13 protein-coding genes are annotated in these 14,289 nt (G+C 72.8%); 6 read left to right on the forward strand and 7 right to left on the reverse strand.

Annotation, left to right across the window (positions count from 1 at the left end):
* Nucleotides 1–167: 167 nt before the first annotated feature.
* On the reverse strand, nt 168–536 hold the full coding sequence (locus FHS34_RS20780) for a hypothetical protein (protein WP_184967583.1): 369 nt from the start codon (nt 534–536) through the stop codon (nt 168–170).
* 224 nt (nt 537–760) lie between these two features.
* On the opposite strand from FHS34_RS20780, the gene FHS34_RS20785 reads away from it, so the two are divergent.
* Complete coding sequence (locus FHS34_RS20785) at nt 761–1,966, forward strand: MFS transporter (protein ID WP_184967585.1); 1,206 nt, start codon at nt 761–763, stop codon at nt 1,964–1,966.
* A gap of 70 nt (nt 1,967–2,036) precedes the next feature.
* Here FHS34_RS20785 and FHS34_RS20790 read toward each other — a convergent pair whose 3' ends face one another.
* The 5 genes from FHS34_RS20790 to FHS34_RS20810 form a co-directional block, all read right to left on the reverse strand.
* A complete protein-coding gene (locus tag FHS34_RS20790; protein ID WP_184967587.1) occupies nt 2,037–3,344 on the reverse strand; it encodes a hypothetical protein in 1,308 nt (435 codons plus the stop codon).
* Nucleotides 3,345–3,571: 227 nt separating this feature from the next.
* Nucleotides 3,572–4,900 carry a C1 family peptidase gene (locus FHS34_RS20795; RefSeq protein ID WP_184967589.1) on the reverse strand — a complete coding sequence of 443 codons (1,329 nt, stop codon included), beginning with the start codon at nt 4,898–4,900 and terminating at the stop codon, nt 3,572–3,574.
* Between the two features lie 142 nt (nt 4,901–5,042).
* Nucleotides 5,043–6,335: a hypothetical protein gene (locus FHS34_RS20800; protein ID WP_184967591.1), complete on the reverse strand. Its 1,293-nt coding sequence runs from the start codon at nt 6,333–6,335 to the stop codon at nt 5,043–5,045.
* Nucleotides 6,336–6,394: 59 nt separating this feature from the next.
* Complete coding sequence (locus FHS34_RS20805; protein ID WP_184967593.1) at nt 6,395–6,892, reverse strand: SigE family RNA polymerase sigma factor; 498 nt, start codon at nt 6,890–6,892, stop codon at nt 6,395–6,397.
* 137 nt (nt 6,893–7,029) lie between these two features.
* Complete coding sequence (locus FHS34_RS20810) at nt 7,030–8,487, reverse strand: MFS transporter (protein WP_225817476.1); 1,458 nt, start codon at nt 8,485–8,487, stop codon at nt 7,030–7,032.
* Nucleotides 8,488–8,639: 152 nt separating this feature from the next.
* Between FHS34_RS20810 and FHS34_RS20815 the strand changes: the two genes are divergently transcribed.
* The 3 genes from FHS34_RS20815 to FHS34_RS20825 all read left to right on the forward strand — a co-directional run bounded on the left by FHS34_RS20815 (nt 8,640) and on the right by FHS34_RS20825 (nt 11,808).
* Nucleotides 8,640–9,569 (forward strand): LysR family transcriptional regulator, encoded by a 930-nt coding sequence (locus tag FHS34_RS20815; protein ID WP_184967595.1) that lies wholly within the window; start codon nt 8,640–8,642, stop codon nt 9,567–9,569.
* Nucleotides 9,570–9,736: 167 nt separating this feature from the next.
* Nucleotides 9,737–11,461 carry an aa3-type cytochrome oxidase subunit I gene (gene ctaD / locus FHS34_RS20820; RefSeq protein ID WP_184967597.1) on the forward strand — a complete coding sequence of 575 codons (1,725 nt, stop codon included), beginning with the start codon at nt 9,737–9,739 and terminating at the stop codon, nt 11,459–11,461.
* Nucleotides 11,458–11,808, forward strand: coding sequence for a cytochrome C oxidase subunit I (locus FHS34_RS20825; RefSeq protein WP_184967599.1), 351 nt, complete (start codon nt 11,458–11,460; stop codon nt 11,806–11,808). Before ctaD ends, FHS34_RS20825 begins: the two co-directional genes overlap by 4 nt.
* A 41-nt stretch (nt 11,809–11,849) precedes the next feature.
* Here the strand turns inward: FHS34_RS20825 and FHS34_RS20830 are convergent, their stop codons facing one another.
* Entirely contained in the window at nt 11,850–12,902 is a 1,053-nt protein-coding gene (locus tag FHS34_RS20830; protein ID WP_225817459.1) for a L,D-transpeptidase, read from the reverse strand.
* Nucleotides 12,903–13,062: 160 nt separating this feature from the next.
* On the opposite strand from FHS34_RS20830, the gene FHS34_RS20835 reads away from it, so the two are divergent.
* Together FHS34_RS20835 and FHS34_RS20840 are read left to right on the forward strand one after the other, a co-directional pair.
* A complete protein-coding gene (locus FHS34_RS20835; RefSeq protein WP_184967604.1) occupies nt 13,063–13,581 on the forward strand; it encodes a SigE family RNA polymerase sigma factor in 519 nt (172 codons plus the stop codon).
* Entirely contained in the window at nt 13,571–14,248 is a 678-nt protein-coding gene (locus tag FHS34_RS20840; protein ID WP_184967606.1) for a L,D-transpeptidase, read from the forward strand. Before FHS34_RS20835 ends, FHS34_RS20840 begins: the two co-directional genes overlap by 11 nt.
* Nucleotides 14,249–14,289: the final 41 nt, after the last annotated feature.

Genomic DNA, 14,289 nt, shown 5'->3' on the forward strand with positions numbered 1-14,289 from the left:
GCCGAAACAGCGATTACCGAAGGGGTGTTGAGCCGGGGGTAGGGCTTTTCGTGCCGGTCGGAAGGCACGGGCCCTACCCCCGCGTGTTCGCGCGACCATTTCGGCGGGGCTCAGGGGTTGCGGGCCGGGTCGGTGACCCGGGCCCGCTGTCCGGTGCGCGGCGCTTCTCAACGGGGCATGCAGCCGAACCAGTTCACCTTGTTCTTGTCGGTGGTGTAGCCGAGGCATCTGATGGTTCTGTCGTGCAGGGTGCGGGTTCCGTCGACGCCCGCGTCCACGTAGTCCGCCTTCTGGTGGGGCTGCACGAGGGTGTCGATGTCGACCTTGTACCAGCGGTGCTCCTGGTCCGGGATGTCGCAGTGGAAGCCGGTCACGTTACGGCTGGGCCCCTCGCTCCATATGGGACGCTCGGCCCGGTCGCAGTGCGCCCTCTCCGCGCGGGCGTCGGCGGTGCCGGCGCCCGTTCCGAGCAGGGCCGTGGCACCTGTGGCCACCGCCGCGGCAGCGCCGAGCAGGCGCTTCAGAGTGAGGTTCATCGATCGGTCCTCCTACCGGATCTGGTGACGGCCCGGAGTCGCCGTGGCACCTTGATGTGATCGTCACACCGGTCCGGTGGGTCCCGCCTGCCGGCCGGTGCCGCCGTCCCCCGACCCGGTGACGCCGGTGCTGCCAATGCAGCAGGCCGCGGCCGCCCGGGCGGTGCCCGGGCGCCGACAGGTCTCCGATGGCCGCGCCCCGGTGGAGGCTCTAGCGTCGGATCATGCACTCGGCCCGCGCTGAGCCGGCGCAGGAGACGGTGCCCGGACTGTCCGCCGGGGTGGTCGCGCTGGCCTGGCTGACGCAGTTCCTGGTGGGCACCGATCTCTTCGTCGTGGCGCCGCTGCTGCCGCACATCGCCGCGTCGTTCGGCGTCTCCACGGCCGGTTCCGGACTGCTGGTCACGGCTTTCTCGATCGCGTACGTGGTGGCCTCACCCTTCGCCGGCCGGGTCTCCGACCGGCGGGATCGCGCCACGGTCCTGGTGGTGGCACTGGTGCTGTTCTCGGCGGCCAACGTCGGGACCGCGCTGGCACCGCACTTCGGTGTGCTGCTGGTGGCCCGCGTGATGGCCGGAGCCGCGGCCGCCGGGACGGGCCCCACCGTGTACGCCCTGGTCAGCGCCCGGGCCCGGCCCCAGGCCCGGGCGCAGGTGCTGGCCGTGGTGGGGTCGGGTCTGCTGACCGCCCTGTGGGTGGGCGCGCCGGCCGGTGCGCTGCTGGGGCGGTACGTGGGCTGGCAGGCCGCCTTCGTCATCCTGGCCGCGGGCACGTTCCTGCTGGCGCTGCCCCACGCGTTCGTCTGGCGCGCCCGTCCGGTGCCGCCGGCACCGGCCGCCGTTGCGCCGGACGCCCCGCGGCGGGCCGGGCGGCCCGGTGCGGGCGTCGCGGTGTCCGCCGTCGCGGTGACGGCCCTGTGGGCCTTCTCCGTCTACAGCCTGTACACCTTCCTGGCCGTCGCGCTGCACTCCGACGGCAGGGCCACCGCCGTGACATGGCTGCTGGTGGTCTACGGCGTCGGTGCCGTCGTCGGCGGGCAGGTGGGCGGCCGGTTCGCGGACCGGGCCGACGCCGTGCGGGTCACCAGGTCGGCGCTGGCGCTGACGGCGGCGCTGGAGGCCGTCGTGGCCGTGGCCTTCCCCGCGACCTGGGCCCTGGCCTGTGCGCTGGGGCTGTTCGCGCCGGCCGCCTACGCCTTCTTCCCCGCCCAGCAGCGCCACCTGGTGGACCTGTTTCCCGAGCGGGCCACCGCGATGCTGTCGTGGAACAACAGCGCGCTGTTCGTGGGCCTGTCCCTGGCCGGTGCCGCCGGTGGGCAGATCGTGCACGCGCTGGGCTACCCGGCGCTGCTGTACATCGGCGCCGCCGTGGCGGTGCCGGCGTGCCTGGCCGCCCGTGGGCGGCCGCGCCGGACCGGCGGACGGTCCTGACCCGGCCAGGACCGGAACCGGGATCTGACACGGCCGGGCCCGGCGCCGGGACCGGGACGTCGTTCGCCGCTCAGCCCTTGTGCGGGTAGACCACCAGGTACCGCTCGTTGCCCTCGGAGTGGGTGAAGACACCGACCCCGGCGAGGTCGGCGACCGGTACCTCCTGCCCTTCGGGCAGCGCCTTCGGGGTGCCCGAGGCCAGCGGGAGCTCGACGGGGGCCGTGGACCCGGTCAGGCTCTTGCCCTTCGTGAGCGAGGTGCCGTAGGCGGTGCCGTCGTCGGTGACGGCGTCGAAGCTCAGGGGTTTGGTGTCGTCGGTCTCCTCGAAGCAGTACCCCTTCTTCGACTCCAGGTCGAAGGCGAGGTGGTCGGAGACGAGGTAGCGGCCGTTCGGGGAGAGCGCGGAGTCGGGTGCCTCGGCGGACCCGATGAACGGCTTGGCGCACAGCGCGGACGCCTGGACCTGGCCGGTCCGGCTGTCGAGTACGGCCCATACGTTCTGGCTGCCGCCGTATCTCTGCTCCCAGCGGGCGATGAGGTGCCCGCCGGTGCCCGGCCACACCATGCCGGTCGCGGGGTCGGCCCCGGCCGGCGCGATGCGGTCGTCGTCCCAGGAGCCGGGGACGCCGAACGCGCCCGCGCCCTCGTTGAGCACCACCGGGTCCCGGTCCGTCAGGGCGGCGATCTCGTTGCCGTAGGCGCACGAGGAGCAGCCGGGCGCCTTGAGGGAATCCGTGTCGTACCTGGTGGTCCGGCCCGTGGCCACGTCGAGGGCGACCATGCCCTTGTCGGTCACGGGTATCAGCAGCCGTTCCCCGCCGTCGGTCACGCGGCCCGTGCCGTAGTCGGTCGCCGGGACCTCGACGTGGTGGGCGGGCGCGACCGCGTCGCCCGAGCCGTCGGCGGTGTAGACGTCCACGGCGTACACCTGCTTCGCCTTGGACAGGGCGTCCTCGCCCTTCTCGCCCTGGGACCAGGTCACCAGGTACTCCTTGCCGCCGGCGGCGACGACGTACACGCCGGGGGCCTCGCCCTCGGCCAGGTCCCGGAACGGCTTGCCCGTCCAGCGCACCTCGCCGGTCACCGCGTCCCGTACGGTCACCCGGTAGCCGGTTCCCTCGCTGGTCATGGTGGCTATCGCGCCGGCCTTCGGCAGCACGGCGTACGTGCCGATCCGGTTCCCCGACAGCTGCCAGCCGTGCGAGGTGTCGTACCCGGCGGGCACGTCGAGCTTGAGCGTCGGCGCCGGTGCCGAGGTGTGGACGGAAGGTTTCTGGCCGCCACCGGAGGGCTTGTCCCCTCCCGATCCGCCACCACAGGCCGCGAGTGTTCCGACGGCGACGACGGCGACGGACGCCTTGCCCAGTACCGGCCTCATGCACTGCCCTTTCCGTTCCGCGGGGGACAGCCCACGAGCCGAACCGCCTCCCCCGATGGCGCGATCTTGGTGGCCAGACTACCGCCGGCGTCATGACGGCGGCACTCCCCGGCACAGCGCCGGGCACCACAACCGGGGTAATCGGCAATGGACTTGGGCCGGCCGGTGACCGGACGCTCCGGTCACCGGGCACGGCCGTACGTCACGGGCGGGGCCTGCCGGAGCCGTCAGTCGGCGAGGGCGCCCATGGGGTCCCAGGCGGGAAGGACGATCGGGGGCTGTTCGAGGGCGGCGGCCAGGTCGGCGGGGAGTGCGGAGCGGCGGACGGCGATCTCGAAGACGTGCTCGCCGAACCAGGAGTCGTTCATGGTCCAGAAGCCCTTGTCGGCCTTCTCGTCGCCCCAGCTGTTCTCCACCCGCCAGCGGCGCGGGCTGCCGTCCACCACGTCGACGCCGGTGAACAGCATCGCGTGGGTCATCTGGGTGTCGTGGTGCAGCAGCCGGTCGGCCTTGTCCATGGTGAAGGGGGCGTCGTAGACGGCGGCGTAGTCGAACAGGCCGGCGTCCCAGACGCCGGCGTCCGCGCGCATCATCTTGGCCACGTCACAGCCGAACCACACCGGCTCCCCGCCGACGATCGTGTCCATGGCCAGCCGCTTCAGCAGGTCCATGGGCACGTTCAGGTAGACCACCGGCGGAGCGTCCACGACGTTGCCCAGGTACTCGACGGTGAAGGTCCGGCCGACCGGACTCGACTCGCGCGGGTCGTGCACCAGGCAGACGTACTCGTCCAGCGGGAGCCGCACGTACGAGGCGGCGAACTCCGCCGGGGTGAGCCAGCCGTCCCGGTGGAACTCCTTGTCCTTGTCCTCCCACTGCCACAGGAACCGCCGCGGTGGCGTGCCGAGGTGGATGCCGAGCACCCGGTGGACGGCGGCCAGCACCTCCCGCTTGTGCTGCCGCTGCGCGCCGGTCCCCTCGCCGGCCAGCCCCCGCAGATCGCGGGCGCCCTGGCGGAGCAGGGTCCGCAGGGCCCGGTTCATCGTCCTGGTCGAGGAGGAGCTGTCGGTCTCCGGCATCGCCGACTTCGGCACCAGGCCGTGCTTGGCGACCAGGGCCACGAACATGTTCCACTGGCCGCCGTCACCGATCGGGTCGGCCAGCAGATGCGCGACCGTGCGGTCGTCCACGTCCCGGTCCGAGGTGTCGATGACCGCCTCGAGGAAGTGGTTCGCCCGCTCGAACTTGTCCCACCAGAGCAGATAGTTCTGGGAGAACTCGAAGTCCTTCACGCCCAGTTCGCGCGCGGCGCCGACGCGGAGCAGATTGAGCCCGGCGAACATCCAGCAACGCCCGCTCTGCTTCTGGTCGGTGACCTTCCAGTCGTCCAGGTGGTGGGAGACCGAGTGGTCGATGCCGGTGAGGATCCGGCGGTCGAGGGCGACGTCGTCCACGGAGGTCTGGGTGACGGCGTTCTGCATCAGCCGGTTCGCCGGACGGGCGGCGAACTCCTTCTCGAACGCCTCCAGTTGGTCGGAGGTGAGGCTGCGGTCCATGGGCGGGCGGGAGTCTTCGTTTCCGAAGGACACAGCGGTTTGCCTCCAGTTTCCCCGTAATTCCCGAGACGAGCGCTCCCTCACCGTCGCACGGCCGATCAGCCGAGTCAACGGAGCGGGAGCGCTCCGCGGGAGGCCGCGCTCAGCCCGTGAAGAACCCCTTGTCCAGCGCGATGTCCCGCAGCTGGTCCATGCTCAGCTCGGGCCGGGGGCGGGTCACCGGGGCGCTCTCGGCGAAGGAGTTGACCTCGCGGGCCAGCACCCGGCGGCCGTCCGGGTACAGCACGTCCACCGACCACACCTGCGCCGAGCCGCCCTTCTCCGACGTGCCCCGGACCTTCTTGACCCGGGTGCCGTCGCCCAGCGTCGTGGCCGCGCAGTCACCGGAGACACCGGCGCAGCCCATGTGCCCGGCCAGGTCGTCGGTCCTGTCGAACTGCACGTCGACCTCGACCATGTTCTTTCCGTGGCCGTCGTCGTGCACCAGCTGGACCAGTCCGTCGGAGGCGTTCACGTCGGAGACGGTCCCGCCGTGGGGCAGGTGTGCCTTCAGCACCCGGGTCAGGCGTGCCCCGGGTGCGCGCTCGGCCGGGGTGGCGGGGGTTCCCTGCGGGGCGGGCAGCGCGGCGATCACCTTGTGCCAGGCGGGGCTGCGCACGATCGAGGTCAGCTGGGCGACGGACAGCAGCGGGTCGGCTCCGCCGGACGACGCCTTCTCGCCGCCGCCGCCGAACTCCTGCACCGTCAGCTGGGCGCCGTCGGCGGTGGTGAGCACCACGTACCAGCGTTTCTGGCCGGAGTCGGCGTTGGGGTAGGTGAACGACTTGGTGGTGTCGAGCACCGCCCCGCCGGCGAGCTTCTGGGTGGTGCACGTGTCGTAGGGGCGCACCTCCACCGGCAAGCAGCCGCCGTCGCCCTGCTGGTCGCCGGGGATGCCCGGGTCCAGCCGGCCGACGGTGATGTCGATGCCGGAGGACCCCTCGGCGGTGGTGTAGGTGAGCTCGGCGGCGGCCCGGACACCGGATTCGCCTTCGTCGGTGCCCCTGCCGGAGGCATGGGAGACGGTGCCGCCCGGCGGCAGCAGGCTCCTGAGCGTGCGGACCATCTCGTCGCCGTCGACCGGCGCGGCCGCCCGGGAGGCCGGCTGGCCGGTCCGGCCCTGTGCGGCGGTCCGCAGCCGCTCGGGGGTGCCGTCGCCGTGGCCGCCGAGCGCGCCGGTGGCCAGCAGGCCGCCGCCCGCGGCGACCACGGCGAGGGCCGCGGCGGTGATCCGGGCCGCGGCGTACAGCCGCATCCGGCGGCCCTGCCCGACGGAACGCCGTACCAGGTCGGCGGAGTGGGGCGGGAACTCGCCGGTGGTGTGGTGCATGGCGCGGGCCACGCGGGTCTCGAACTCCTCGTCGGACGGTGCGCCGTACTCCTCGTCGAGGGGCATGGTGGTTCTCCGTTCTTCTGGGACCGGCCGCGGCGCGGAGCACCGCCGGGCCGCGGTCGTCATGCGGTCAGGTCGGCCAACTCGGCGCCGAGCAGAGTGCGCAGCCGTTGCAGGGCGCGCATGCTCCTGGTCCGCACGGCACCCGGCGACAGCTTCAGGGCGTGGGCGGTCTCCTCCACGGAGCGGTCCTCCCAGTAGCGCAGCACCAGCACGGCGCGGTCCTTGGCCGTCAGCTGTGCCAGGCCGTCCAGCAGGGCCATCCGCAGTTCCGCGTCCGGGGCCGGTCCCGCGGTGTCGGGCAGCCGGTCGCTGGGGCGCTCGGTGGAGCTGCGCCGGCGGCGCTGGGAGACGAAGGTGCGCACCAGCACGGTGTCGGCGTAGGCCACCGGGGATTCCGCGCGGTTGATGCGCCGCCAGGACCGGTACATCTTGGCCAGGGTCTCCTGCACCAGGTCCTCGGCGAGGTGCCAGTCGCCCGTGAGCAGACAGGCGGTCCGGAACAACGGCCCGCTGCGGGCGACTGCGAACTCCAGGTAGTCCGCGGGTGCTTCCCTCACCGTGTGTCCTCTCGTGGTCGGCGTCGTCCCTTACACGCGGTGGGGGTGCCGTCGCGTCACACTCCGGCGGCAGGGAATTCCCGGCGGCGGTCAGGATCCCGCATCTGGGCGACTTCCACGTACCGCTCCCGTCCTCATCACGCTGCTCGCCGCTCCCGTCGGCGCCGTCGCCGCCCTCGTGGCCGGACGAGCGTCACGCCGACGGAGCCGGCCGCCTTCCGCGAGCCGGGGCGCGGGTAGGCGCTGATCGCGGCGGCCAGCAGGGCCGCCGCGAACGGCACCAGCAGCCCCGCCCGGATCCCGTCCACCCCCGCGGCGCGCGGGTCCGTGCGGGCGCCGACCGCGGTGACGGCGGCGAGGCCGAGTGCGGCGCCGGACTGGAAGGCGGTGTACAGGAGACCGCCCGCGAGTCCCTGCTCCTCCTCCGCGACACCCTCGGTGGCCACGATCGTGAGCGGACCGTAGGCCAGGGAGAAGGCCAGGCCGAGGGCGAGCAGGCCCGGGAACATCGCCGCGTAGGTCCAGTCCGCCGTCACCGGCAGGAACAGTCCGTAGGAGAGCGCGGCGAGGAGGAGCCCGCCGGTGATCACCCTGGCGTTGCCGAAGCGGTCGACCAGACGTGGGGTGAGGGTCGGCGAGAGGACCGCGTCCACGCCGGCGACCAGCATCGCCAGGCTGGTCTGCAGCGCGGTCCAGCCGCGCAGTTCCTGGAGGTAGAGCACGACGAGGAACTGGAAGCCGAAGAATCCGGCGGCGAACAGCATCGCCGCCAGGTTCGCCCGCACCAGGGCACCGTCGCGGAGGACGCCCAGGCGTACGAGAGGTTCGGGGGAACGCCGTTCGACGAGCACGAAGGCCGCGAGGAACGCCAGGCCGGCCAGCAGCGTGCCGGCGGTGAGGACGGCCGTGGTGTGGGCCGCGCGCTCGACCCCCAGCACGATCAGCACGAGTCCGGCGGTGACGGTGAGCGCTCCGGCCGCGTCGACGCGCCGGCCCGTCCGTTCGGGGCGCTCCGCCGGCGGGACGCAGACCAGGGCCGCGGCCAGGATGACGAGGGCGAGCACGACCGGCGCGAAGAAGACCCACCGCCAGTGGACGGCGGTGAGCAGTCCGCCGGCGACCAGGCCGACGGTGAAGCCCGCCGCGGAGGTGCCCGAGTAGACGAGCAGGGCCCGGTTGCGCTCGGGACCCTCGGCGAAGCTCGTGGTGATGATCGACAGGCCCGCCGGGGTCATGAAGGCGGCGGCGACGCCCGTGACGAACCGGGCGAGGATCAGTGTCCACCCCCCGGTGGCGAGGCCGCCGAGCCCCGAGAACAGCACGAAGACGGTGAGCCACAGGACGAACATCCGCCGCCGCCCGAACAGGTCGGCCGCCCGGCCGCCGAGCAGCATGAAACCGCCGTAGCCGAGCACGTAGGCGCTCATGACCCATTGCAGTTCGCCCGTGGACATCCCGAGATCGGCGCGGATCGAGGGCAGGGCCACGTTGAGCATGGCCACATCGATGCCTTCGAGGAAGATCGCGCCGCACAGCACGAGCAGGACGCCCCCTGTGCGGGCGGGCGGCGCGCCCGGGGCGCGCGAGGTACTCACCACGATGAACTCCTACCGGAGCAAGGGGTGTTGTCGGTGGCTCAAGCCTTCGCCGACGCCCGGCCGGGAACAACAGCGATGATCGCAACGTTCGTTCAGCCAGGCTTACCGATCGGTGCCGGATCCCTGTCCACACGGCCCCGGAGACCTGCGTGGACCACAACGAACTCCGCTGTTTCCTCGTGCTCGCCGAAGAACTGCACTTCGGCCGCACCGCCGCCCGGCTGCGTCTCTCCCGGGCCCGGGTGAGCCAGCTCGTCCAGCGGCTGGAACGGCGCGTCGGAGCAGCCCTGTTCACGCGCACCAGCCGGCGGGTGGAGCTCACCGGTCTGGGCAGCCGTCTGCGCGACGAACTCGAACCGCACCACCGCGGCATCGAGGACGCCCTGGCGCGCGCCGCGGCCTCGGCGCGGGCCACGGAGGCCGTCCTGCACGTCGGCTTCTCCACGCCCCTGGCGGGCGAGCTGGTGATGGGGGTCACCGAACGGCTGCGCGTCACCCGTCCGGGTCTCACCGTCGAGGTGTGCGAGGTGCCGCTGGCCGATCCGTTCGGGATGCTGCGCAACGGGGACTTCGATCTCCAGCTGGCCGACTTCCCCGTGCGGGAGGGCGACCTCCTGCACGGGCCCACGCTCCTGACCGAGGGCCGGGTGCTCGCCGTCCCGGCGGGACACCGCCTGGCCGGGCGGCCCGCGGTGACCTCCGAGGACCTGGCCGGTGTCGCGCTGCTGACCATCGAGGGCGAGGTCCCCGAGTACTGGCGGCGCCACCACCTGCCCACCCGCACCCCCGGCGGCAGGCCGATCGGGCGGGGGCCGGCCGTCACCGGGCTGCAGGAGGCGCTGACCCTGGTGGCGGGCGGCCGGGGCGCCCTGCTGACGGCGGCCCACATCGCCCGGTACTACGGCCGGCCCGGGGTCGCCTACGTCCCGGTCGAGGAGGACGAGCCGCTGCGCTACCGCGTGACGTGGCGGCCCGGCGGCCCGGACGGGGCCGTACGGCTCTTCGGATCGCTGGCCCGTGAGGTCGCGCGGGACATGACCGCGTCCTCGCCGTCCCCGGGCGCGGCCCGGCCGGTGTGACCGCGGCCGCGCACCCCGCCCGGCTGCTCCGTCCGGGTGTATCCGTCATCCGTACGGCCGCGCGTCGGCCGCTCAGGGGGGCACAGGGCGGCCCTCGCGCGGCGAGGATGGCGGGTGACTCACGTCATGGCGTGAGCCGACGTCGAGCATCGGGAGACGGACGACTGGTGAGCATCCTCAACGAACCCCAGGGCGGTGCCGAGGCAGCTGAGGACTCGTACGAGAACGAGCTGCCGGTCAGGCGCAAACAGCCCGGCAACGTCGTGGTGAAGTGGCTGACCACCACCGACCACAAGACCATCGGCACGCTGTACCTGTCGACGTCGTTCGCGTTCTTCCTGATCGGCGGGGTGATGGCGCTGATCATGCGCGCCGAGCTGGCCCGCCCCGGCATCCAGTTGATCTCGAACGAGCAGTACAACCAGATGTTCACGATGCACGGCACGATCATGCTGCTGATGTTCGCGACGCCGCTGTTCGCCGGCTTCACGAACTGGATCATGCCGTTGCAGATCGGGGCGCCCGACGTGGCGTTCCCGCGGCTGAACATGTTCGCCTACTGGCTGTACCTGTTCGGCTCGACGATCGCGGTCGCCGGCTTCCTCACCCCGGACGGCGCGGCCGACTTCGGCTGGTTCGCCTACACCCCGCTGTCGGACGCCATCCGCACCCCGGGCCCCGGTGCCGACATGTGGATCATGGGTCTGGCCTTCTCCGGCTTCGGCACCATCCTCGGCGCGGTCAACTTCATCACCACGATCATCTGCATGCGCGCCCCGGGCATGACCATGTTCCGCATGCCGATCTTCGTGTGGAACGTGCTGCTGACCGGTGTGCTGGTCCTGCTGGCCTTCCCGTGTCTCGCCGCGGCGCTGTTCGCGCTGGAGGCGGACCGGCAGTTCGGCGCCCATGTGTACGACCCGGCCAACGGCGGGCCCCTGCTCTGGCAGCACCTCTTCTGGTTCTTCGGCCATCCCGAGGTGTACATCATCGCCCTGCCGTTCTTCGGCATCGTCACCGAGATCATCCCGGTGTTCTCCCGCAAGCCGATCTTCGGCTACATGGGCCTGGTCGCCGCGACCATCGCGATCGCCGGCCTGTCCGTGACGGTGTGGGCCCACCACATGTACGTCACCGGCGGCGTGCTGCTGCCGTTCTTCTCCTTCATGACGTTCCTGATCGCCGTACCGACCGGCGTGAAGTTCTTCAACTGGATCGGCACGATGTGGAAGGGCTCGCTGTCCTTCGAGACACCGATGCTCTGGGCGGCCGGCTTCCTGGTGACGTTCCTCTTCGGCGGCCTGACCGGTGTCATCCTGGCCTCGCCGCCGCTGGACTTCCACGTCTCCGACTCGTACTTCGTGGTGGCCCACTTCCACTACGTGGTCTTCGGCACGGTCGTGTTCGCGATGTTCGCCGGATTCCACTTCTGGTGGCCCAAGTTCACGGGCAAGCTGCTGGACGAGCGCCTGGGCAAGATGACCTTCTGGACGCTGTTCGTCGGCTTCCACGGCACCTTCCTGGTCCAGCACTGGCTGGGCGCCGAGGGCATGCCCCGCCGGTACGCCGACTATCTGGCGACCGACGGCTTCACCGCCCTGAACACGATCTCGACGATCAGCTCCTTCCTGCTCGGCCTGTCGATGCTGCCGTTCCTCTACAACGTGTGGAAGACGGCCAAGTACGGCAAGCCGGTCGGCGTCGACGACCCGTGGGGCTACGGCCGCTCGCTGGAGTGGGCGACCTCCTGCCCGCCGCCCCGGCACAACTTCGTCACCCTGCCGCGGGTCCGCAGCGAGTCCCCGGCGTTCGACCTGCACCACCCGGACATCGCCCTGCAGGAGTTCGAGGCCCACGGATACCCGGCCACGACCGACCGAGGGCACGGGTGAGCGGTCCGCAACGGCAGGGAGCCGGCCCGGACGGCGACCTCGGCAACGAGGTGGAGGGCTACCTGCTGTGGCAGGCCAGGGTCGCCGAGGCCGAGCGGCGCGCGCGGGAGTTCTCCGGCACCCTGGACTGGCTGACGACGGCGCAGCGCGAGGAGATCGAGCGGCGCTACACCGCCGACAGTCTGCGGCGGGCCCGGGCGGACCTCGAACGGATCGCGGCCCGCTGCGCGTCGTTGCGCGCCGAGTACGAGCACCGCTACCAGGTGCTGCGGCGGCGCTGCGTGGGCGTGGCGCTCGCGGTGTGCGCCGGCTTCACCACCCTGGCCACGCTGCTGCTGACGTTCTGACGTCCGCGTTCGCCGCGCGGCCCGGGCGGGCGGGCCGGCGGCTACGGCCGCGCGTGGCCGGTGCCGCCCTTGCCGGTCGCGCTGTGGGACAGCCACTCGGACCAGGTGAGGTTCCAGTCGCCGTAGCCGTTGCCGGCCTCGACGGTCTCCTTGGAACCGGTGACGCGGATGACGTCGCCCGGCATGACCCTCTGGTAGAAGCGTTCGGCCGTGCCGTCGGTGGCGAGGCCGACGCAGCCGTGGGTGACGTTGTCCCGGCCGGCGTAGGTGTTCGCGTTGGGGTTCTGGTGGACGTAGGTGCCGGACGTGGTGACGTGCACGGCCCAGGCGTAGTAGCCGTGGTAGGCGTCGCCGAGGCCGACGGTCCGGGAGTCCATGTAGACCTTGGGCTGCTTGTCCATCACCACCATGGTGCCGTTCCAGGTGTCCAGGCCGGGCCGGCCCGCGGTGACCGGGATCCGGGTGCTGGGCCTGCCGTCCTCCTCGACGGTCATGGTGTGGCCGCGCACGTCGACGGTCGCGGTCAGCGAGCGGCCGACGGTGAAGTGCCGTACGGCCTGGGTGCCGACGCGCAGCGTGACCCGGGTGCCGGGCTTCCAGTACGCCGGCGGGCGGTAGTCGACGCGCTGTCCGTCGAGCAGGTTGCGGTCCTTCACCCAGCTCCAGGCGCCCGTGACGGACGGCTCGGTGCCGACGGAGAGCCAGTGCTCGACCGCCGCCCGCCGGGACTCGGGGACCGGGTGCGGGAAAGTGACGGATATCGGCATGCCGACGCCCACGGTGGCACCTTCGCCGACATTGACCCGGGCGCCGGCGAGGGCGGCCGGCTCGGGGACGGCGGGCGCGGTCCGGCTCGGCGCGGCGGTGGGCCGGTGCGTGCCCCCGGCGGCCGGGGCGGTGGGTTCGGCGGCGGCCGACGAGGTGGTGCCCGCGCAGCCGGTCGCCGCGAGCAGGAGCCCGCAGGCCGCCGCGAGGGCGGCGGCGACGGAACGCGGGCGGCGCGGACGGCGGCCGGCCGGGCCGTGGGTGTCGCGGCCGGCCGGGCGGTGCGGGTGGCCTGCGGCCGGACGGCCGGGCGCGTCGTGGGTGTACACGGATTTTCCCCCTGAGGTGTGTACGGACATCGTCTGTACGCACCGCACGGAGCCCCGGTTGCATCCGGCCCGCGGGAAATTCCGCGGGCCCGTGGCGTACGGGCGGGGCCCGGCACGCCACGTAGGATCGCTCCTCCGGGACGGGGACATGGGGGGCCGGATGACGGAGGAGGAGTTCGACGCCTTCTACGCGTCCGCTTTCCCGCGGCTGGTGGGGCAGTTGTACGCCTTCACCGGCGATCACGCCGAGGCACAGGACGTGGTGCAGGAGGCGTTCGTCCGGGCCTGGGACCGGCGTACGTCGTTCGACGCGGCCGAGGCCCCGGAGGCGTGGATCCGCACGGTCGCCACCCGGCTCGCGGTCAGCCGCTTCCGGCGGGCCCGGCGCTGGCTGGAGCTCGTCCGCAAGGACACGCCGCCGGAACAGGCGCCCGGCCCCGGCCCCGAGCACGTCGCCCTGGTCGCCGCCCTGCGCGAACTGCCCCCGGCGCAACGGCTGGCCGTGGTCCTGCACCACGTGTGCGACCTGAGCGTGGACCAGGTCGCCGCGGAGACCGGCTCGCCCGTCGGCACGGTCAAGGCACGGCTGGCCCGTGGCCGCGCCGCACTCGCCCGTCATCTGTCGCCCGAGGAGGCTGAGACCATGACCGGGACGAAGGAGGCCACCCATGCCTCATGAACCGTCGGGCCCGGCCGCGCCCGAGGAACTCTCCGACCGGCTCAGCGAGGCGTTGCGCGAGGTGGCCGTCCAGGGCCGGCGCTCCGCCCCCGCGCCGGGCGCCTTCGTGCGGCGGCAGGCCGCCCGGCGCCGCCGCACCCGCCGGGCCGCGCTGGTGTCGGCCGGGCTCGTCGTCGCGGGCACGGCCGTCGTGGCCGGCACGGTCCTGCTGGACCCCGCCGACCGGCCGACGCGCCCGCCCGCGGCCACCGCCTCCACCACCGCTCCGGCGCCGCCCCCGTCCCCGGACGGCACCACCGTCGACGACATCAGGATCGATCTGACCAGACTGGAACTGAGCGCTGGCGGACGGACGTTCTCCGTCTCGGCGCCCGGCATGAACCAGCCGTTCCGGGGTGACGCGGTCGCCCGCGTCACCGAGCGCCTGCGCCGCGTGCGGTTCAGCTCCTCGCCGACGGGCGTGGTGGAGGAGCACGAGTGGGTGCTGGCCTTCCTCGGCCGGCGCGGCGACCAGCACTTCGTCTACGGCACCGACTCCACGGTGGACGTCCCCGGCCGACGCCCGTCCACGCTGGGCCTGATCGGCCTGCGCACCGCCGACGCGCGCTGGCTGTACGAGCACACCGTGGTCGGCGCCAAGGTCACGATCACCGGCGAGGGGACCTGACGGCGGGCGAACGGCCGGGTCCCGCGGGGGCCCGGCGGCCG

Origin of the sequence: Streptomyces echinatus (assembly GCF_014203595.1) — a bacterium.
Lineage (GTDB): Bacteria > Actinomycetota > Actinomycetes > Streptomycetales > Streptomycetaceae > Streptomyces > Streptomyces echinatus.